The organism is Kitasatospora sp. NBC_01302, from assembly GCF_035976515.1.
GTDB lineage: Bacteria > Actinomycetota > Actinomycetes > Streptomycetales > Streptomycetaceae > Kitasatospora.
The window spans coordinates 4,047,395-4,067,346 of sequence record NZ_CP108404.1 but is presented as its reverse complement, the minus strand read 5'-3'; the positions used below and the strand labels follow the sequence as shown (position 1 = coordinate 4,067,346).

At 69.2% G+C, this 19,952-nt stretch carries 15 protein-coding genes and 1 tRNA gene; 15 read left to right on the top strand and 1 reads right to left on the bottom strand.

What is annotated here, in order from left to right:
* Position 1: 1 nt before the first annotated feature.
* Complete coding sequence (locus OG294_RS17380; protein WP_327067411.1) at positions 2–1,240, bottom strand: pyridoxal phosphate-dependent aminotransferase; 1,239 nt, start codon at positions 1,238–1,240, stop codon at positions 2–4.
* 251 nt (positions 1,241–1,491) lie between these two features.
* On the opposite strand from OG294_RS17380, the gene OG294_RS17375 reads away from it, so the two are divergent.
* From OG294_RS17375 to OG294_RS17305, 15 genes are all read left to right on the top strand, one after another.
* A tRNA-Trp gene (locus OG294_RS17375) sits at positions 1,492–1,564 on the top strand.
* A gap of 163 nt (positions 1,565–1,727) precedes the next feature.
* Complete coding sequence (secE, locus tag OG294_RS17370) at positions 1,728–2,099, top strand: preprotein translocase subunit SecE (protein ID WP_327067410.1); 372 nt, start codon at positions 1,728–1,730, stop codon at positions 2,097–2,099.
* 221 nt (positions 2,100–2,320) lie between these two features.
* Positions 2,321–3,256, top strand: a complete 936-nt coding sequence (gene nusG, locus OG294_RS17365) for a transcription termination/antitermination protein NusG (RefSeq protein WP_327067409.1) — start codon at positions 2,321–2,323, stop codon at positions 3,254–3,256.
* A gap of 156 nt (positions 3,257–3,412) precedes the next feature.
* Positions 3,413–3,847, top strand: coding sequence for a 50S ribosomal protein L11 (gene rplK / locus OG294_RS17360; RefSeq protein WP_266296769.1), 435 nt, complete (start codon positions 3,413–3,415; stop codon positions 3,845–3,847).
* 70 nt (positions 3,848–3,917) lie between these two features.
* Entirely contained in the window at positions 3,918–4,640 is a 723-nt protein-coding gene (rplA, locus tag OG294_RS17355; protein WP_327067408.1) for a 50S ribosomal protein L1, read from the top strand.
* A gap of 188 nt (positions 4,641–4,828) precedes the next feature.
* Positions 4,829–5,710, top strand: a complete 882-nt coding sequence (locus tag OG294_RS17350) for a hypothetical protein (protein ID WP_327067407.1) — start codon at positions 4,829–4,831, stop codon at positions 5,708–5,710.
* Between the two features lie 32 nt (positions 5,711–5,742).
* Positions 5,743–6,702 carry a hypothetical protein gene (locus tag OG294_RS17345; RefSeq protein ID WP_327067406.1) on the top strand — a complete coding sequence of 320 codons (960 nt, stop codon included), beginning with the start codon at positions 5,743–5,745 and terminating at the stop codon, positions 6,700–6,702.
* 53 nt (positions 6,703–6,755) lie between these two features.
* On the top strand, positions 6,756–7,610 hold the full coding sequence (locus tag OG294_RS17340) for a hypothetical protein (protein ID WP_327067405.1): 855 nt from the start codon (positions 6,756–6,758) through the stop codon (positions 7,608–7,610).
* A 355-nt stretch (positions 7,611–7,965) separates the two neighbouring features.
* Positions 7,966–8,529: a 50S ribosomal protein L10 gene (gene rplJ, locus OG294_RS17335; RefSeq protein ID WP_327067404.1), complete on the top strand. Its 564-nt coding sequence runs from the start codon at positions 7,966–7,968 to the stop codon at positions 8,527–8,529.
* A gap of 91 nt (positions 8,530–8,620) precedes the next feature.
* Positions 8,621–9,001, top strand: a complete 381-nt coding sequence (rplL, locus tag OG294_RS17330) for a 50S ribosomal protein L7/L12 (protein WP_327067403.1) — start codon at positions 8,621–8,623, stop codon at positions 8,999–9,001.
* A gap of 597 nt (positions 9,002–9,598) precedes the next feature.
* Positions 9,599–13,072, top strand: coding sequence for a DNA-directed RNA polymerase subunit beta (rpoB, locus tag OG294_RS17325; RefSeq protein ID WP_327067402.1), 3,474 nt, complete (start codon positions 9,599–9,601; stop codon positions 13,070–13,072).
* 101 nt (positions 13,073–13,173) lie between these two features.
* Positions 13,174–17,079: a DNA-directed RNA polymerase subunit beta' gene (locus tag OG294_RS17320; RefSeq protein ID WP_327067401.1), complete on the top strand. Its 3,906-nt coding sequence runs from the start codon at positions 13,174–13,176 to the stop codon at positions 17,077–17,079.
* A 201-nt stretch (positions 17,080–17,280) separates the two neighbouring features.
* Positions 17,281–17,961, top strand: a complete 681-nt coding sequence (locus tag OG294_RS17315; RefSeq protein ID WP_327067400.1) for a DUF4097 family beta strand repeat-containing protein — start codon at positions 17,281–17,283, stop codon at positions 17,959–17,961.
* A 76-nt stretch (positions 17,962–18,037) separates the two neighbouring features.
* Positions 18,038–19,252, top strand: coding sequence for a sensor histidine kinase (locus OG294_RS17310; protein ID WP_327067399.1), 1,215 nt, complete (start codon positions 18,038–18,040; stop codon positions 19,250–19,252).
* Between the two features lie 17 nt (positions 19,253–19,269).
* Positions 19,270–19,950: a response regulator transcription factor gene (locus OG294_RS17305; RefSeq protein WP_327067398.1), complete on the top strand. Its 681-nt coding sequence runs from the start codon at positions 19,270–19,272 to the stop codon at positions 19,948–19,950.
* Positions 19,951–19,952: the final 2 nt, after the last annotated feature.

Genomic DNA, 19,952 nt, shown 5'->3' with positions numbered 1-19,952 from the left:
GTCAGGCCCGCGCCTCGCCCAGCAGCTTCTGCATCCGGCTGACGCCCTCGGCGAGGTCCGCGTCGCCCAGCGCGTAGGACAGCCGCAGGTAGCCGGGGGTGCCGAAGGCCTCGCCCGGGACCACGGCGACCTCGGCCTCGTCCAGGATCAGCGCGGCCAGCTCGGCGGAGGTCTGCGGGCGCTTGCCGCGGATCTCCTTGCCCAGCAGGCCCTTGACCGACGGGTAGACGTAGAAGGCGCCCAGCGGCTCGGGGCACAGGACGCCCTCGATCTCGTTGAGCATCCGCACGATGGTCTGCCGGCGCCGGTCGAAGGCGACCTTCATCTCGTCGACGGCCGACAGGTCGCCGCTCACCGCGGCCAGCGCGGCCCGCTGGGCCACGTTGCTCACGTTGGAGGTGGCGTGCGACTGCAGGTTGGCCGCGGCGGCCACCACGTCCTTGGGGCCGATCATCCAGCCCACCCGCCAGCCGGTCATGGCGTAGGTCTTGGCCACCCCGTTGACCACGATGCACTTGTCGGCCAGCGCGGGCAGCAGCGCGGGCAGCGAGGTGAAGGTCGCGTCGCCGTAGACCAGGTGCTGGTAGATCTCGTCGGTGAGCACCCACAGGCCGTGCTCGAGCGCCCAGCGGCCGATCGCCTCCGCCTCGGCCTCGGTGTAGACCGAGCCGGTCGGGTTGGACGGCGAGACGAAGAGCACCACCTTGGTGTTCTCGGTCCGGGCCGCCTCCAGCTGGGCCACCGAGACCTTGTAGTCGGTGGTCTCGTCGGCCACCACCTCGACCGGGACGCCGCCGGCCAGCTGGATCGACTCGGGGTAGGTGGTCCAGTACGGGGCCGGGACGATGACCTCGTCGCCCGGGTCCAGGATGGCCGCGAAGGCCTCGTAGATCGCCTGCTTGCCGCCGTTGGTCACCAGCACCTGGGAGGCGTCGACCTGGTAGCCGCTGTCGCGCAGCGTCTTCGCCGCGATGGCCGCCTTGAGCTCGGGCAGGCCGCCGGCGGGGGTGTACCGGTGGTTCTTCGGGTCCCGGCACGCCTCGACGGCGGCGGCGACGATGTAGTCCGGGGTCGGGAAGTCGGGCTCACCGGCCCCGAAGCCGATCACCGGGCGGCCGGCCGCCTTGAGGGCCTTGGCCTTGGCATCGACGGCGAGGGTGGCGGACTCGGCGATGGCGCCGACCCGGGCGGAGACCCGGCGGTCGGCGGGGCGGACGTTGGCGGGGGAGGAAGCGCTCATATCTGCATCGTCGCAGAAGCCGGCGGGCCGCCGGGGGGCGGTTTCAGCATCCGTACGCGTCCCGTCCACCTGGTGACCCTGCCCGGTGGCCGGGTCGGCTGCCGTCCGACGCAAGAGGTTCGACCAAACGCCGTTGAACCCGTACACTCACTGATCGACGGCACCACCGCACCGCGAAGATCAGAAGCGTTCAGCACGCCGACGGTCGGATGCGGTAGGTTGGGCGTCGACTCGGAGCCGCGAGGCACCGAAGGGTACTAGCTCAATTGGTAGAGCACCGGTCTCCAAAACCGGCGGTTGGGGGTTCAAGTCCCTCGTGCCCTGCTGCTTGATCCTCGTCCAGCCCGTTCGCTCCACAAGAGCGAGCGGGCTTGACGCGGAAAGGGCGAAAGTTGTTCAGCACTTCCATTCAGCACTGCGCCGGATCGCCCGTGCTTCCATGGCACGTCGGTGACCTTCGGCTGGACCCGGATTCAGGTGAGGACGAGTGACGGAGACCACGGGCTCCACCGCAACGCCTGAGAGCGGCAACCCCGAGGGTGCCGAGGACGCGGTCGACACCGCCGAGGGCACTGCGAGCGAGGGTGGCAAGGCTCTCTCCCGCCGTGAGCGCAAGCGCGCCAACCGGGATGCCGACGGCGGCAAGACGCCCGGCAAGCGCGCCAAGGCGGGGCTGTTCGCCCGGATGGGGCTGTACTACCGCCAGATCATCGCCGAGCTCCGCAAGGTCGTCTGGCCGACCAAGAGCGAGCTGATGAACTACACCAGCGTCGTGGTGGTCTTCGTGGCCGTCATGATCGGCCTGGTCGCGACCCTGGACTGGGGCTTCGCCAAGGCCAGCTTCTGGATCTTCGGCTGATCCAGCCCCCACAGCATCACCACTCGACCCGGTCGGACCTCCGAGCACCAACGGGGGACCGCCCGGGTCGAGCTGTCGCCGCCGTGCGGACGAGCCCGCTACCGTTGACTGGGTACTGTTGAGACTTCGAGTCGTGCCACCCGCGCCCGCGCCCACGGGCCCGGGGCGGGCGCGCCCCGGAGCCGTACCATCTCCACACCTCCAGGAAAGAAGCAGCCACCGTGTCTGAGTCCCCTCTGTACGACGCCGACGAGACCGTCAGCGAGGCGGATGTCGCCGCCGAGCTGGACGCGGCTGAGGCTGCCGACGCCGAGGCCGACTTCGCCGAGCAGCCCACCGACGGGGAGCAGATCGTCGACGCGGTGGACGAGGACGAGGTCGAGGCGGCGGACGAGGCCGAGGCCGGCGAGCCCGCCGAGGAGGCCGCGCTGCACGAGGTGAGCGACGTCGAGGCCGCCGAGGACGCCGAGACCGCTGAGGACGAGGCTGCCGAGGACGGGACCGTCGAGGACGAGGCCGCTGCCGAGGACGTCGAGCTGGTCGAGGAGCAGGTCGACCCGGTCGCCAAGTTCCGCGAGGAGCTGCGCACCCTGCCCGGCGAGTGGTACGTGATCCACACCTACGCGGGCTACGAGAACCGGGTCAAGCAGAACCTGGAGCAGCGCGCCGTCTCGCTCAACGTCGAGGACTACATCTTCCAGGCCGAGGTGCCGCAGGAGGAGGTCGTCCAGATCAAGAACGGCGACCGCAAGACGATCCGGCAGAACAAGCTCCCCGGCTACGTGCTGGTCCGCATCGACCTGACCGCCGAGTCCTGGGGCGTCGTGCGCAACACCCCCGGTGTCACCGGCTTCGTGGGCAACGCCTACGACCCGTACCCGCTGACCCTGGACGAGGTCGTCAAGATGCTCGCCCCCGACGTCGAGCGCGCCGCCGCGAAGGAGGCCGGCAAGCCCTCGCCGGTCCGCCCGGCCGAGATCCAGGTGCTCGACTTCGAGGTCGGCGACTCGGTCACCGTCACCGACGGCCCGTTCGCCACCCTGCAGGCGACCATCAACGAGATCAACCCGGACTCGAAGAAGGTCAAGGGCCTGGTCGAGATCTTCGGCCGGGAGACCCCGGTCGAGCTGTCGTTCGACCAGATCCAGAAGAACTGACACAGGTCTTCGGATTCGGGGTGGGGCGCGTCCCCACCCCGAATCCGTTTTGGCCAGGCGGCGCATCCGCGTTAGCCTGGTCCGCTGTGTGTACGCATACCCGGGTGTCGCCCCGGAGCCGTGCACACGTCCATCGAAGGAAGGACCCGGAGAGACATGCCTCCCAAGAAGAAGAAGGTCACGGGGCTTATCAAGCTCCAGATCAACGCCGGTGCGGCCAACCCGGCCCCGCCGGTCGGCCCCGCGCTGGGTCAGCACGGCGTCAACATCATGGAGTTCTGCAAGGCCTACAACGCCGCGACCGAGTCGCAGCGTGGCATGGTCGTGCCGGTGGAGATCACGGTCTACGACGACCGCAGCTTCACCTTCATCACCAAGACCCCGCCGGCCGCGCGCCTCATCCTGAAGGCCGCGGGCGTCGAGAAGGGCTCCGGCGAGCCGCACAAGACCAAGGTCGCCAAGCTGACCTCGGCCCAGGTGCGCGAGATCGCCACCACCAAGCTCCCCGACCTGAACGCCAACGACCTGGACGCCGCGGAGAAGATCATCGCGGGTACCGCCCGGTCCATGGGCATCACCGTCGAGGGCTGAAAACCCCCTTCCGTTCAGTGGTAGGGCCAGCGCGGCCCGTACACCACAACTCCACCCTTCAGGAGCAGCAGTGAAGCGCAGCAAGGCCCTCAAGGCCGCGGACCTCAAGGTCGACCGCGACCGCCTGTACGCCCCGCTCGAGGCCATCCGCCTCGCCCGGGAGACCTCCACCTCCAAGTTCGACGCGACCGTCGAGGTTGCCATGCGCCTGGGTGTCGACCCGCGCAAGGCCGACCAGATGGTCCGCAGCACCGTCAACCTGCCGCACGGCACCGGTAAGACCGCCCGGGTCCTGGTCTTCGCGACCGGCGAGCGTGCAGCGGCTGCGGAGGCTGCGGGCGCCGACATCGTCGGCTCCGACGAGCTCATCGACGAGGTTGCCAAGGGTCGCCTGGACTTCGACGCCGTCGTCGCCACCCCGGACCTCATGGGCAAGGTCGGCCGCCTGGGCCGCGTGCTCGGTCCCCGTGGTCTGATGCCGAACCCGAAGACCGGCACCGTCACCCCGGACGTGGCGAAGGCTGTCACGGACATCAAGGGCGGCAAGATCGAGTTCCGCGTGGACAAGCACTCGAACCTGCACTTCATCATCGGTAAGGCCTCCTTCACCGACGAGCAGCTGGTCGAGAACTACGCCGCCGCGCTCGACGAGGTCCTGCGGGCCAAGCCGTCCGCTGCCAAGGGCCGCTACATCAAGAAGACCGCGGTCTCCACCACCATGGGCCCCGGCATCCAGGTGGACCCGAACCGCACCCGCAACCTCCTCGTCGAGGAGGACCCGGCGTCGATCTGACCTTCATCGGTCCGATCCGTGCCGGGCTGACCTGACTCAGGTCTGACGCACTTTCAGGGCCCGCATCCCGCAAGGGGTGCGGGCCCTGACGCGTTCCCCCGAGGAACCGAAACCCCTTTCCCCGGTGTCTTCACGGTCGGCTAGAGTCCGCAGGTCATCGGTTGGACGTACAAAAGGGGGAAACCGTCGTGCGCAGTGCGCGCATCGCAGTGGCGCTGGCCGTGCCGGCGCTGCTGGTCGGTTCACTGACCGCTTGCAGCAGCAGTAGCAAGAGCTCCAGCGGCTCAGGCAGTGCGGGCGCCGTCGCCTCGGCCGGTGCCGCGGCCGGTGCGGCCGGCGCGCCGGATCTCGGCTCGAAGGCGGCGCTGCTGGAGTCGGCCGCCGTGATGCAGAAGGCCGGCAGCGCCAACGTGACCGTCAGTTCGAGTGACAGCTCCTCGGGCAACGGCACCGGCGTGTACGCCTGGGGCACCAAGCCGGCCCTCGACCTGGCCGAGCAGGAGTCCGGGAAGACCGTCAAGTTCCGTCTGGTGGACGGTGGTTCGTACCTCGGCGTGGCCGACGACCAGGCCGCGCTGCTCGGCGGCAAGCACTGGGTCAACCTGGCCGCCGGCGGCGGCAGCGGCCTCGGCGATCCGTTCACCGCGCTCGCCGTGCTGATGGACCCGACCGCCGAGCTCACCGTCGCGGCGCAGAACGGCACCCTCAGCAAGGTGGGCTCCGAGCAGGTGGCCGGCGCCGCCACCACGCACTACCGCAGCACGATGCAGGCCGCCGACCTGGTCGGCAAGATGCCGAGCCTCAGCGACGCGCAGCGCAAGGCCGCCCTGCAGGTGGTCACCGACGGCGGTTCGACCGTCATCACCGACTTCTGGGTGGACGCCAAGCACCAGCTGCTCCAGATGGGCGAGCAGAACGTCGACGGCTCCTCTCCGAGCGCCGGCGCCAACCCGACCGCCAGCACCGTCAAGTACGCGGACCTGGGCGTGAAGGTCAGCGTCAGCGCGCCCGCCGCGAGCGACCAGGCCGACCCGACCGTCGCAGCGAAGCTGCTCAGCAGCCTCGGCTGACCAACCGCAGGGACCCCAGGGAGGGGATTCGCATGACCAGGACCCGTACTCGCACCCTCGCCGCCGCGGCCGTGGTGGCCGCCCTGACCGCAGGCCTGGCGGCCTGTGGCCCGGACTCGTCCACCGGCAAGAAGACCCAGGCCGCCGGCAGCGCCGCACCCTCGGCGGCGAGCAGCAGCCCCGGTGCCGCCCAGTCGCCGGCCGCCGTCACCCCGGCCGCCTTCCTCCAGCAGGTCAGCGCCAAGAGCAGCGCCCAGAAGTCGGCCAAGATCAACGAGGCCATCACGACCCCGTCCGGCTCCATCACCTACCAGGGTGCGGTGTCCTGGGCGAACGGCCTGGTCGGCTCGATGACGATGCAGCTGCCGTCCGCCGTGACGAGCAAGCTCGGCACCAACGGGGCGGCGGATGCCGTCTTCCAGACCGACGCGCTCTACGTCAACATGCACATGCCGCAGGCGACGGTCGACCAGATGGGCGGCAAGCACTGGTTCAAGTACTCCTACGACGACCTCGCCAAGATCATGGGCCCGGCCGGTGCCACCATCAAGAACGGCCTGAAGAGCGCCGACCCGGTGGCGGCGGTCCAGGCGGCGATCGCCTCCGGCAAGGTGACCGAGGTCGGCAAGGAGACCCTCAACGGGGCTCAGGTGACCCACTACACGGCCGACCTGACGCTCGCCCAGATGGCCGGGCAGGGCGCGCTCACCCAGGACCAGGTCGACGCGCTGCGCCAGCAGCTGCAGAGCCAGGGCGTCACCAGCGCGCACTACGACGTCTGGGTCGACGGCCAGGGCCTGCTGGTCAAGCAGGAGACCAAGTCCCAGACCGGCAACGGTCCGATCGACGCCTCGGTCAGCTACTCCGACTACGGCACCCAGGTCACGGCCACCCCGCCGGCGGCCGACGACACCCTGGACGCGGCCCAGCTGCTCGCCCAGGCGGGCAAGCAGCTGGGGCAGCCGGGGCAGACCCAGCCCGCCGCAGACTGATCAGGGGACGCGTGGCACCCTGAGGAAGACGGACCGGACGGGAGGTGATGAGCGTGGCGCGACGGCGCACGGCGACAGGTGCCACGGCGGTGGCCGCCGCGCTCATCGCCACCCTGGCCGCCTGCGGCGGCTCGGCCGGCGGCGCGGTGACGCTGCCCACCTCGGCCGTCCCGTCCACCGGATCCGCCTCGCCCACGGACAAGCCGACCGACCGCTCCCCGCAGGGCGTGCTGCTCTCGGCCGAGCAGGTGCTGCAGACCGCCCGCCGGGCCAAGCTCAGCTACCGCTTCGACACCCCGGACGGCAAGAGCGACAGCGCCGACGGCTCGCTCTACTGGGCGCCGCGCACGATCATGCAGCTGACGAAGACCAACCCGGGCGCCACCGACCAGCTGATCGTCATGGACACCGTCAGCTACCAGGGCGGCGACGCGGCCACCGCGGCCCGGCTCGGCGGCAAGCACTGGCAGAAGTCGCCGGAGGTGATGGGTCCCGACGGTCGCCCGGTGACCCCGTTCGCCGCCCTGGTCGACCAGCTCAACCCGCTGGAGGCGGTCACCGCCGCGGCCAACGCCCCCGACCTGCGCAAGCTGGGGGAGGAGAAGCTGGGCGACAGCACGGTGGAGCACTACACGGCCAGCCTCTCGGTGACCGACTACGCCGCGGCCCAGCAGAACCTGCTCACCGCCGACCGCCGGGACTCGCTGGCCGCCACGCTGGGCCAGGGCGGGGTGACCACGCTCAACCTGGACCTGTGGCTCAACGACAAGGACCAGCTGGTCCAGCTCCAGCGCGGCGGCACCGGCACCAAGGGCGACCTGGACCAGGTGATCCAGTACAGCGAGTTCGGCGGCAACCTCGCCGTCCAGGCCCCGGCCGAGAGCGACACCCAGGGCGGCGGTTCCTGAGGACCGCACGGCCTTGCGCATGCTCGATTTGGTGCACAAGTTCTCGTCTTGTACGCTGAAACCTGCCAAAGACCGCTGGTTGTCATGGTGTGTCCGCAAGGGGACGCCCGACCGAAGGATCTGCGCTTCGTCGCAGGCAGCCCGCGCAGGAGTGTTTGGAGCTTGGACTTCCGGTTCGTACGGTTTCGTGCGTCCGTCGAGGTCCGTACTGAGCCCCGTGCGCCTGCGCACCGGGGCTTTTCCCGTTCTCCGCAGAGGCTTTCTCCGCGTAGGCGCCCTTCTGGTGGTCCGAGGCAGTGTAGGTCGACTTGTCCAGGTCGGCCGACCTCGACATCACGGAAGGAGGCGTAAGCCTATGGCAAGGCCCGACAAGGCTGCTGCCGTCGCGGAGATCGCGGACAAGTTCCGTTCCTCCAACGCGGCCGTGCTGACCGAGTACCGCGGTCTGACGGTGAAGCAGGTCAAGACCCTGCGTCGCTCGCTGGGTGACAACGCCCAGTACGCCGTGGTGAAGAACACGCTGACCAAGATTGCGGCCAACGAGGCCGGGATCACTGAGCTCGACGACCAGTTCACCGGTCCGACGGCTGTCGCCTTCGTCACCGGTGACCCGGTGGAGTCGGCGAAGGCTCTGCGTGACTTCGCCAAGGAGAACCCCGCTCTCGTCATCAAGGGCGGTGTCCTTGATGGCAAGGCGCTGTCCGCCGATGAGATCAAGAAGCTCGCGGACCTTGAGTCCCGCGAGGTTCTGCTCGCCAAGCTGGCGGGTGCCATGAAGGCCAAGCCCTCCCAGGCTGCTGCGCTCTTCCAGGCCCTGCCCTCGAAGCTCGTCCGTACCGTGGACGCGCTGCGCGAGAAGAAGGCCGAGCAGGGCGGTGCCGGTACGCCGGCTCCCGCCGAGGACGCCGCCGCCGAGTGATCGGCGACGGGCTGACGCCCTCGCTGCGGGCCCGCGCCCGCCAATCCCGTACATCCGGCACCACCTGCCGATTTAGTGGAAGGACGCCATCATGGCGAAGCTGTCCCAGGACGACCTGCTCGAGCAGTTCGAGGGCATGACCCTGATCGAGCTCTCCGAGTTCGTGAAGGCCTTCGAGGAGAAGTTCGACGTCACCGCCGCCGCTCCGGTTGCCGTTGCCGCCGCTGCCGCCCCGGGTGCCGTTGAGGCCGTCGAGGAGCAGGACGAGTTCGACGTCATCCTCGACGGTGCCGGCGACAAGAAGATCCAGGTCATCAAGGAGGTGCGCACCCTGACCTCCCTCGGCCTGAAGGAGGCCAAGGACCTCGTTGACACCGCCGGCGCCAAGGTGCTGGAGAAGGTCGCGAAGGACGTTGCCGAGAAGGCCAAGGCTGCCCTCGAGGCCGCTGGCGCCAAGGTCACCGTCAAGTGACTTCTCGCTCCTGAGTGAGCACTCCGGCCGGGCCGGCCACCCCTCGCGGGGTGGCCGGCCCGGCCTTTTGTGTCGGTGCGGGCCGGTAAGGTGATCACGTTCGATGCCGTTGATCATCGACCGGGCAGCCACGGCCGCCGACAGGTCCGGTGTAACGCGGTGGGGGCGCAGAGCGATGAAGAGTGCGAGGTCCGCGCTTCGGCCGGGCCTTGACGAACGGCACGCGGCGCGCGATTCTCAAGTCGCGCGCCGACACCGTGAGGGCGGTTGGCCGTTAGTTTGAGTGTCCCCGGATGCATAACCCGGGGTCGCGGCGGGAAATGACTCACGTGAGTCGCGGTGCCGGCCTCAGGCGAGGTTGGGCACCGCTGCAGTGCGCAGTGGCAGGACGAGCAGTAGGGAGTGTCCGATTCGGTCTCCGAATCAGGGCTGGACAGCAGTGTGCCGTTTGGCTACACTGTCCCTTTGCGCTGCCTGTTAGCTGCTCCGTGACTCGTCGCCCGGAGTGTGCGCTGCCCTGACCTGGGGTTTCCCCCCTCGGCAAGGCCCGGCCGGTACGCGCGCAGTGAGCTCCGAGCCCTCGGAAGGACCCCCCTCTTGGCCGCGCCGCGCAACGCCTCGAACAACGCCAATTCCACCGCCCCGCTCCGCGTCTCCTTCGCGAAGATCAAGGAGCCCCTCGAGGTCCCGAACCTCCTGGCCCTGCAGACCGAGAGCTTTGACTGGCTGCTCGGCAATGCGGCCTGGAAGTCCCGGGTCGAGGCGGCCCTGGAGAGTGGTCAGGACGTCCCCACCAAGTCCGGTCTGGAGGAGATCTTCGAAGAGATCTCCCCGATCGAGGACTTCAGCGGGTCGATGTCCCTGACCTTCCGCGACCACCGTTTCGAGCCGCCGAAGAACTCGATTGACGAGTGCAAGGACCGCGACTTCACGTTCGCCGCCCCGCTCTTCGTCACGGCCGAGTTCACCAACAACGAGACCGGTGAGATCAAGTCTCAGACGGTCTTCATGGGCGACTTCCCGCTCATGACCCACAAGGGCACGTTCGTGATCAACGGCACCGAGCGTGTCGTCGTCTCGCAGCTGGTCCGCTCCCCGGGCGTCTACTTCGACTCCACCCTGGACAAGGTGTCCGACAAGGACATCTTCTCCTGCAAGGTCATCCCCTCGCGTGGTGCCTGGCTCGAGATGGAGATCGACAAGCGCGACATGGTCGGTGTCCGCATCGACCGCAAGCGCAAGCAGTCGGTCACCGTCCTGCTCAAGGCCCTCGGCTGGACCAACGAGATGATTCTCGAGGAGTTCGGCGAGTACGAGTCGATGCGCGCCACCCTGGAGAAGGACCACACCCAGGGCCAGGACGACGCGCTGCTCGACATCTACCGCAAGCTGCGCCCGGGCGAGCCGCCCACGCGTGAGGCCGCGCAGACGCTGCTCGAGAACCTCTACTTCAACCCGAAGCGCTACGACCTCGCGAAGGTCGGCCGCTACAAGGTCAACCGCAAGCTGGGCAACGCCGAGTCGCTGGACTCCGGCGTGCTCACCGAGCCCGACATCATCGGTGCGATCAAGTACCTGGTGAAGCTGCACGCGGGCGAGACCGAGTGGCGTGACGACGAGGGCCGCGACATCGTGGTCGAGGTCGACGACATCGACCACTTCGGCAACCGCCGCCTGCGCAACGTCGGCGAGCTCATCCAGAACCAGGTCCGCACCGGCCTGGCCCGGATGGAGCGCGTCGTGCGCGAGCGCATGACCACCCAGGACGTCGAGGCGATCACGCCGCAGACCCTGATCAACATCCGGCCGGTCGTCGCCTCCATCAAGGAGTTCTTCGGCACCAGCCAGCTGTCCCAGTTCATGGACCAGACGAACCCGCTGTCGGGCCTGACCCACAAGCGTCGTCTGTCCGCGCTGGGTCCCGGTGGTCTGTCCCGTGAGCGGGCCGGCTTCGAGGTCCGTGACGTGCACCCCTCGCACTACGGCCGCATGTGTCCGATCGAGACCCCGGAAGGCCCGAACATCGGTCTGATCGGGTCGCTGGCCTCGTACGGACGGGTGAACGCCTTCGGCTTCATCGAGACCCCGTACCGCAAGGTCGTCGACGGTGTCGTCACCGAGCAGGTGGACTACCTGACCGCTGACGAGGAGGACCGCTACGTCATCGCGCAGGCCAACGCGCCGCTGACCGAGGACCTCCACTTCGCCGAGCCCCGCGTGCTGGTGCGCCGCCGTGGCGGCGAGATCGACTACATCCCCGGCACCGAGATCGACTACATGGACGTCTCGCCGCGCCAGATGGTGTCGGTCGCGACCGCCATGATCCCCTTCCTCGAGCACGACGACGCCAACCGCGCGCTCATGGGCTCGAACATGATGCGCCAGGCCGTCCCGCTGCTGCGCAGCGAGGCGCCCGTGGTCGGTACCGGCATGGAGTACCGCTGCGCCGTCGACGCCGCGGACGTCATCACCGCCGAGAAGGCCGGTGTCGTCCAGGAGGTCTCCGCCGACTACGTCACCGTGGCCAACGACGACGGCACGTACAACACGTACCGCGCCGCCAAGTTCACCCGCTCCAACCAGGGCACCGCCTTCAACCAGAAGGTGCTCGTGGACGAGGGCGTGCGGGTCGAGGCCGGCCAGGTGCTGGCCGACGGCCCGTGCACCGACGAGGGCGAGATGGCGCTGGGCAAGAACCTGCTCGTCGCCTTCATGTCCTGGGAGGGTCACAACTACGAGGACGCGATCATCCTGTCGCAGCGCCTCGTGCAGGACGACGTCCTCTCCTCGATCCACATCGAGGAGCACGAGGTCGACGCCCGTGACACCAAGCTGGGCCCCGAGGAGATCACCCGGGACATCCCGAACGTCTCCGAGGAGGTCCTCGCCGACCTCGACGAGCGCGGCATCATCCGGATCGGCGCGGACGTCGTCACCGGCGACATCCTGGTCGGCAAGGTCACCCCGAAGGGTGAGACCGAGCTGACCCCGGAGGAGCGCCTGCTGCGCGCGATCTTCGGCGAGAAGGCCCGTGAGGTCCGCGACACCTCGCTGAAGGTGCCGCACGGTGAGTCCGGCAAGGTCATCGGCGTGCGCGTCTTCGACCGTGAAGAGGGCGACGAGCTGCCCCCGGGCGTCAACCAGCTGGTGCGGGTCTACGTGGCCCAGAAGCGCAAGATCACCAACGGTGACAAGCTGGCCGGCCGGCACGGCAACAAGGGTGTCATCTCCAAGATCCTCCCGGTCGAGGACATGCCGTTCCTCGAGGACGGCACCCCGGTCGACATCATCCTCAACCCGCTGGGTGTCCCGTCCCGAATGAACCCGGGACAGGTCCTGGAGATCCACCTCGGCTGGCTCGCCAAGCAGGGCTGGGACGTCTCCGGCCTCAGCGAGGAGTGGGCCCGCCGCCTGCAGGCGATCGGCGCGGACAAGGTCGAGGGCGGCACCAACCTCGCCACCCCGGTCTTCGACGGCGCCCGCGAGGACGAGATCACCGGTCTGCTGGACAACACCACCCTCACCCGTGACGGTGAGCGCCTGGTGAACTCCACCGGTAAGGCCCGGCTGTTCGACGGCCGCTCCGGCGAGCCGTTCCCGATGCCGGTCTCGGTCGGCTACATGTACATCCTCAAGCTGCACCACCTGGTCGACGACAAGCTGCACGCCCGTTCGACCGGTCCGTACTCGATGATCACCCAGCAGCCGCTCGGTGGTAAGGCGCAGTTCGGTGGTCAGCGCTTCGGTGAGATGGAGGTGTGGGCCCTTGAGGCGTACGGCGCGGCCTACGCGCTGCAGGAGCTCCTCACCATCAAGTCCGACGACGTGCTCGGCCGTGTGAAGGTCTACGAGGCCATCGTCAAGGGCGAGAACATCCCCGAGCCCGGCATTCCCGAGTCCTTCAAGGTCCTCATCAAGGAAATGCAGTCGCTCTGCCTCAACGTGGAGGTGCTGTCCTCGGACGGCTCCAACATCGAGCTGCGGGACTCCGACGAGGATGTCTTCCGCGCAGCCGAGGAGCTCGGTATTGACCTGTCCCGGCGCGAGCCGAGCAGCGTCGAAGAGGTCTGACGGAGGCCGGGCCGGCCGCTGATCCAGCGGCCGGCCCGCCCCCAGGCCCCCCTCAGACCAGATGAACGACTTTCGACTTACGAAAGAGGGCTTGACGACCAGTGCTTGACGTCAACTTCTTCGACGAGCTCCGCATCGGCCTCGCGACCGCCGACGACATCCGCCAGTGGTCGCACGGCGAGGTCAAGAAGCCGGAGACCATCAACTACCGCACGTTGAAGCCGGAAAAGGACGGCCTTTTCTGCGAGAAGATCTTCGGTCCCACCCGGGACTGGGAGTGCTACTGCGGTAAGTACAAGCGTGTCCGCTTCAAGGGCATCATCTGCGAGCGCTGCGGCGTCGAGGTGACCCGCGCCAAGGTGCGCCGTGAGCGGATGGGCCACATCGAGCTGGCCGCGCCGGTCACGCACATCTGGTACTTCAAGGGTGTGCCGTCCCGCCTGGGCTACCTGCTCGACCTGGCGCCGAAGGACCTCGAGAAGGTCATCTACTTCGCCGCCTACATGATCACCTGGGTCGACGACGAGCGTCGTCAGCGCGACCTGCCGTCGCTGGAGGCGCACGTCTCCGTCGAGCGCCAGCAGATCGAGAACCGCCGTGACGCGGACCTCGAGGCGCGTGCCAAGAAGGCCGAGACCGACCTGGCCGAGCTGGAGGCCGAGGGCGCCAAGGCCGACGTGCGCCGCAAGGTGCGCGAGGGTGCCGAGCGCGAGATGAAGCAGCTGCGTGACCGCGCGCAGCGCGAGATCGACCGCCTCGACGAGGTGTGGGCCCGCTTCAAGAACCTCAAGGTCCAGGACCTCGAGGGCGACGAGCTGCTCTACCGCGAGCTGCGCGACCGCTTCGGCACCTACTTCTCCGGCTCGATGGGTGCCGCGGCCCTCAAGGACCGCCTGGAGACCTTCGACCTGGCGGAGGAGTCCGAGCGCCTGCGCGAGATCATCCGCACCGGCAAGGGCCAGAAGAAGACCCGTGCGCTCAAGCGCCTCAAGGTCGTCTCCGCGTTCCTGCAGACCACCAACAAGCCCAACGGCATGGTGCTGGACTGCGTCCCGGTCATCCCGCCGGACCTGCGTCCGATGGTGCAGCTGGACGGTGGCCGCTTCGCGACCTCCGACCTGAACGACCTGTACCGCCGCGTGATCAACCGCAACAACCGCCTGAAGCGGCTTCTCGACCTCGGCGCGCCCGAGATCATCGTCAACAACGAGAAGCGCATGCTGCAGGAGGCGGTCGACGCCCTCTTCGACAACGGCCGTCGCGGCCGCCCGGTCACGGGCCCCGGCAACCGTCCGCTGAAGTCCCTCAGCGACATGCTGAAGGGCAAGCAGGGTCGTTTCCGTCAGAACCTGCTCGGCAAGCGCGTCGACTACTCGGCCCGCTCCGTCATCGTCGTCGGCCCGCAGCTCAAGCTGCACCAGTGCGGTCTGCCCAAGGCCATGGCGCTGGAGCTCTTCAAGCCGTTCGTGATGAAGCGCCTGGTGGACCTGAACCACGCGCAGAACATCAAGTCGGCCAAGCGCATGGTCGAGCGCGCGCGCCCGGTGGTGTGGGACGTCCTCGAAGAGGTCATCGCCGAGCACCCGGTGCTGCTGAACCGTGCGCCCACCCTGCACCGCCTGGGCATCCAGGCCTTCGAGCCGCAGCTGGTCGAGGGCAAGGCCATCCAGATCCACCCGCTCGTCTGCACCGCGTTCAACGCGGACTTCGACGGTGACCAGATGGCCGTCCACCTGCCGCTCTCCGCGGAGGCGCAGGCCGAGGCCCGCATCCTGATGCTGTCCTCGAACAACATCCTGAAGCCGGCCGACGGTCGCCCCGTCACCATGCCGACCCAGGACATGGTGCTCGGTCTGTTCTTCCTCACCTCGGACCGCGAGGAGGTGAAGGGCGGTGGCCGTTCCTTCTCCTCGACCGCCGAGGCGATCATGGCCTTCGACGCCCGCGAGCTGGACGTCCAGGCCCCGATCGACCTGCGCCTGCCGATCGGCACCGTCCCGCCCCGTGGCTGGACCCCGCCGGTCGACCCCGAGTGGACCGAGGGCCAGCCGGCCGCGTGGATGGAGGGCGAGTCCTTCCGCCTGCGCACCACCCTGGGCCGCGCGCTCTTCAACGAGCTGCTGCCCGAGGACTACCCGTTCGTCGACTACGAGGTGGGCAAGAAGCAGCTCTCCGCGATCGTCAACGACCTGGCGGAGCGCTACCCCAAGGTGATCGTCGCGGCGACCCTGGACAACCTGAAGGCGGCCGGCTTCCACTGGTCGACCCGCTCGGGTGTCACGGTGTCGATCTCGGACGTCGTCGTGCCGCCGAGCAAGCCGCAGATTCTCGAGGGCTACGAGGCTCAGGCCGAGAAGGTCCAGAAGAACTACGAGCGCGGTCTGATGACCAACGACGAGCGCAAGCAGGAAATGGTCAACATCTGGACCAAGGCGACCAACGAGGTTGCCGAGGCCATGAACGCGAACTTCCCGAAGACCAACCCCATCTTCATGATGGTCGACTCGGGTGCTCGCGGAAACATGATGCAGATGCGTCAGATCGCCGGTATGCGTGGTCTGGTGTCGAACGCCAAGAACGAGACCATCCCGCGTCCCATCAAGGCCTCGTTCCGTGAGGGCCTGTCCGTGCTGGAGTACTTCATCTCCACCCACGGTGCCCGTAAGGGTCTGGCCGACACCGCGCTGCGTACCGCCGACTCGGGTTACCTGACCCGTCGTCTGGTGGACGTCTCGCAGGACGTGATCATCCGCGAGGAGGACTGCGGCACCGAGCGCGGCCTCAAGCTGGCGATCGGCACGGTCGGCGAGGACGGCGTCCTGCGCAAGACGGACGACGTCGAGACCAGCGTCTACGCCCGCATGCTGGCCGAGGACATCACCGTCGACGGCAAGCTCGTCGCGACCGCCAACACCGACCTCGGTGACGTGCTGATCGACGAGCTGATCCGCCACGGCATCGCCGAGGTCAAGACCCGCTCGATCCTCACCTGCGAGTCGGCCGTCGGCACCTGTGCCTTCTGCTACGGCCGTTCGCTGGCCACCGGCAAGCTGGTCGACATCGGTGAGGCGGTCGGCATCATCGCCGCCCAGTCCATCGGTGAGCCCGGCACCCAGCTGACGATGCGTACCTTCCACACCGGTGGTGTGGCCGGTGACGACATCACCCAGGGTCTGCCGCGTGTCGTCGAGCTCTTCGAGGCCCGTACCCCCAAGGGTGTGGCCCCGATCTCGGAGGCGCAGGGCCGGGCCCGCATCGAGGACACCGAGAAGACCCGCAAGATCGTCGTCACCCCGGACGACGGCACGGACGAGATCGCCTACCCGGTCTCCAAGCGTGTGAAGCTGCTGGTCAGCGAGGGTCAGGCGGTCGAGGTCGGCCAGAAGCTGACCGTCGGTGCCACCAACCCGCACGACGTGCTGCGGATCATGGGCCAGCGTGCGGTCCAGATCCACCTGGTCGCCGAGGTCCAGAAGGTCTACAACAACCAGGGCGTGTCGATCCACGACAAGCACATCGAGATCATCATCCGGCAGATGCTCCGCCGCGTGACGATCATCGAGTCGGGCGACGCCGAGCTGCTCCCGGGCGAGCTCGTCGAGCGCGGCCGGTTCGAGACCGAGAACCGTCGCGTGGTCTCCGAGGGCGGTCACCCCGCCTCCGGCCGTCCGCAGCTGATGGGTATCACCAAGGCCTCGCTGGCCACCGAGTCCTGGCTGTCGGCCGCCTCCTTCCAGGAGACGACCCGGGTGCTCACCGACGCGGCGATCCACGCCAAGTCGGACCCGCTGCTGGGCCTCAAGGAGAACGTCATCCTCGGTAAGCTCATCCCGGCCGGTACGGGTCTGCCCCGCTACCGCAACATCCGGGTCGAGCCGACCGAGGAGGCCAAGGCCGCGATGTACTCGGCCGTCGGCTACGACGACTACGACCTGTCGCCGTTCGGCGCCGGCTCCGGCCAGGCGGTCCCGCTGGACGACTACGACTACGGCCCGTACACGGGCTGAGTGGTCCGAACACCGCTGGGCGGTCACCCCCTTTCCGGGGTGGCCGCCCAGCGGCGTTCCCGGGCGCTCGCGGGCGGCCTCCCCCGCGCGGGGGAGGCGGGCAAACCGCTCGGGGGAGCGATCCCGCGGCGGGGGTCGGGCGGGCAGGCTGAGGGGGTCGGTCCGGATGGTCCGGGCCCACGGCACAGGGGGACACCTCAGATGAACCAGCGCCTGACCCGGCTGCTCGGCTGCACCGCGATCACCGGCTTCGTCGTCTTCGGTATGTCCGGCTGCTTCTTCGACGGGCAGCAGCACAGCGTCGTCGGCTACGGGATCGACCAGCCGGTGCACGCCCTGGTGGTCAACGGGAAGACCGGCAACATCCGGGTGGTCGGGGCCGGCACCGGGGTGCACGTGGTGGAGCACCAGAACTACGACAGCAAGGCGCCCACCAGCACGCACACGGTGGCCGACGGCACCCTCACGCTCACCTACACCTGCCACGACGACTGCGGGATCGACTACGAGGTCGACGTCCCGGCGGGCACGGACGTCAAGGTCAGCGCGGGCACCGGCGACGTGCACCTGTCCGGGCTGAGCGCGGGGGTGCGGGCCGACACCGGTACCGGCTCGGTCGAGGGCGTGAACCTCAGCAGCGCCAGCGCCAGCCTCGGCTCGTCCACCGGGGACGTCTCCGCGACCTTCACCGGTGTGCCGGGCTCGGTGACCGCGAAGACCTCGACCGGCAACGTCAAGGTGGTCGTGCCGGCCGGCGGTTACGCCGTCAAGGCCACGGCCGACACGGGCAGCGTCAAGGTGACGGTCGCACAGGACGCCGCCTCGGGCCATGCGATCGACGCCGAGTCCGACACCGGCAACGTCACCGTCGCGCATGCCTGAGGTGGACCGGCTGCAGCCCGTCCACGACCTGTTGACCTGTGCCGATAGGCTCCCCCCGAACGGGGGAGGGGCGCGGATGGAAGCGATGACGCGCGGCCAGGAGTGGCTGGCCGAACGGGAGCGGTGGCTGCGCGGGCGGCTGGCCGGGATCAACCCGTACGTGGTGGACGGCCTGATCGCGCTGGTCTCGGTGGCGGTCTCGCTCTGGGCGGTCCACAACGACGGGACGCACTGGCCGCTGTGGACCTACCTGCTGGCCGCCGGCTGCTCGCTGCCGCTGCCCTGGCGGCGCAAGGCGCCGGCCGCGGCCTTCCTGGCCACCGTGCTGCTCTCGGGGGCGCTCGGGGTGTTCGCGCACTCCGCCCAGCCGCAGCTCCCGGTCTACGGGGTCGTCGCCATCTACACCCTGGCCGACCTGGGGGAGAACTGGCAGCGCTGGCTGATGCTGGCGGTCCTGGTGCCGGCCAACGTGCTGGGCACCCGCTCGCTGGACGGGATGATCTTCAGCGAACTCACCGTGCTCGGCTCCTTCGCGCTCGGCACCGCGGTGCGCGAGCTGCGCCGGCTGGCCCGGGTGGAGGCCGACCGGGCGCGCGAGACCGGGCTGCGCGCGGCCAGCGACGCGGCGCGCGCGGTCGCGGAGGAGCGCGGGCGGATCGCCCGGGAGATGCACGACATCCTGGCGCACGCCGTCGCGCTGATGGTGATCCAGGCCGAGGCGGGCCCGCTGGTGGTGCGCGCCGACCCGGAGAAGGCGATCAAGGCCTTCGACACCATCGCCGACTCGGGGCGCGACGCCATGGTGCAGCTGCGCCGGGTGCTGGGCGTGCTCAAGGAGGACGGCGCGGGCCCGCAGCTCGCCCCGCAGCCCAGGCTGCCCGAGCTCGCCGCCGTGGCCGAGCGGATGACGCTGGCGGGCGTGGCGGTGCGGCTGGTGCTGCCCGAGCGGGCCTCGGTACTGCCGGCCGACGTGGAGACGGCGGCCTACCGGATCGTCCAGGAGGCGCTGACCAACATCGTCAAGCACTCCGGCGCGGACGCGGCCGAGGTGCGGATCGCCGAGGTGGGCCAGGCGCTCGAACTGGCGGTCAGCGACAACGGGCACGGGCTCGACGAGCGCGGCCGGCAGCCGCGCCGGCCGGACGGCGGGGCGGGCTGGTCCGGCGGCCGGGGGCTGGTCGGGATCCGGGAGCGCGCGGCGGCCTGCGGTGGCCGGGCCGCGGCCGGCCCGGCGCCGGACGGGCGGGGTTTCGTGGTGACGGCGCGGCTGCCGCTCGGGGCGGCGAGCTGAGTGACGAGGGAGCGGGGATGTCCGTGATACGCGTGGTGGTGGCCGACGACCAGGAGCTGGTGCGGGCCGGGTTCGGGATGATCCTGGACGCCCAGCCCGACATCGAGGTGGTGGCGGAGGCGGCCAACGGTCAGGAGGCGGTCGAGGTGGTGGCCGAGCACCGCCCGGACGTGCTGCTGTTGGACGTCCGGATGCCCGTGATGGACGGCCTGGAGGCGGCCCGCCGGGTCTGCGCCGAGTACCCGGCGACCAAGGTGATCATGCTGACCACCTTCGACATCGACGACTACGTCTACGACGCGCTGTACGCCGGGGCCAGCGGCTTCCTGCTCAAGGACGTGCGGCGCGACGACCTCGCGCACGGCGTGCGGCTGGTCGCCTCGGGGGAGGCGCTGCTGGCGCCCTCCGTCACCAAGCGCCTGATCAGCGAGTTCTCGGCGCGCCGCCCGACGGGCCCGGGCGCGGCGGTGCGCGCGCCGTCCAGGCTGCTGGAGCAGCTGACCATCCGGGAGCAGGAGACGCTGCGGCTGATCGCCCGCGGCTGCTCCAACGCGGAGATCGCCGCCGAGCTGGTGGTCAGCGAACACACCGTCAAGACCCATGTCAGCAACGTGCTGAGCAAGCTCCAGCTGCGCGACCGGGTGCACGCGGTGGTCTTCGCCTACGAGGCGGGCGCGGTGGTGGCGGGCGAGGGCTGAGC

Bases quoted from the DNA above. Each gene is read 5' to 3' on its own strand.
- OG294_RS17315 (WP_327067400.1), top strand. From the start codon at position 17,281: ATGAACCAGCGCCTGACCCGGCTGCTCGGCTGCACCGCGATCACCGGC.
- OG294_RS17380 (WP_327067411.1), bottom strand. From the start codon at position 1,240: ATGAGCGCTTCCTCCCCCGCCAACGTCCGCCCCGCCGACCGCCGGGTC.
- OG294_RS17310 (WP_327067399.1), top strand. From the start codon at position 18,038: ATGGAAGCGATGACGCGCGGCCAGGAGTGGCTGGCCGAACGGGAGCGG.
- rplK (WP_266296769.1), top strand. From the start codon at position 3,413: ATGCCTCCCAAGAAGAAGAAGGTCACGGGGCTTATCAAGCTCCAGATC.
- OG294_RS17305 (WP_327067398.1), top strand. From the start codon at position 19,270: ATGTCCGTGATACGCGTGGTGGTGGCCGACGACCAGGAGCTGGTGCGG.
- rplL (WP_327067403.1), top strand. From the start codon at position 8,621: ATGGCGAAGCTGTCCCAGGACGACCTGCTCGAGCAGTTCGAGGGCATG.
- OG294_RS17345 (WP_327067406.1), top strand. From the start codon at position 5,743: ATGACCAGGACCCGTACTCGCACCCTCGCCGCCGCGGCCGTGGTGGCC.
- rplJ (WP_327067404.1), top strand. From the start codon at position 7,966: ATGGCAAGGCCCGACAAGGCTGCTGCCGTCGCGGAGATCGCGGACAAG.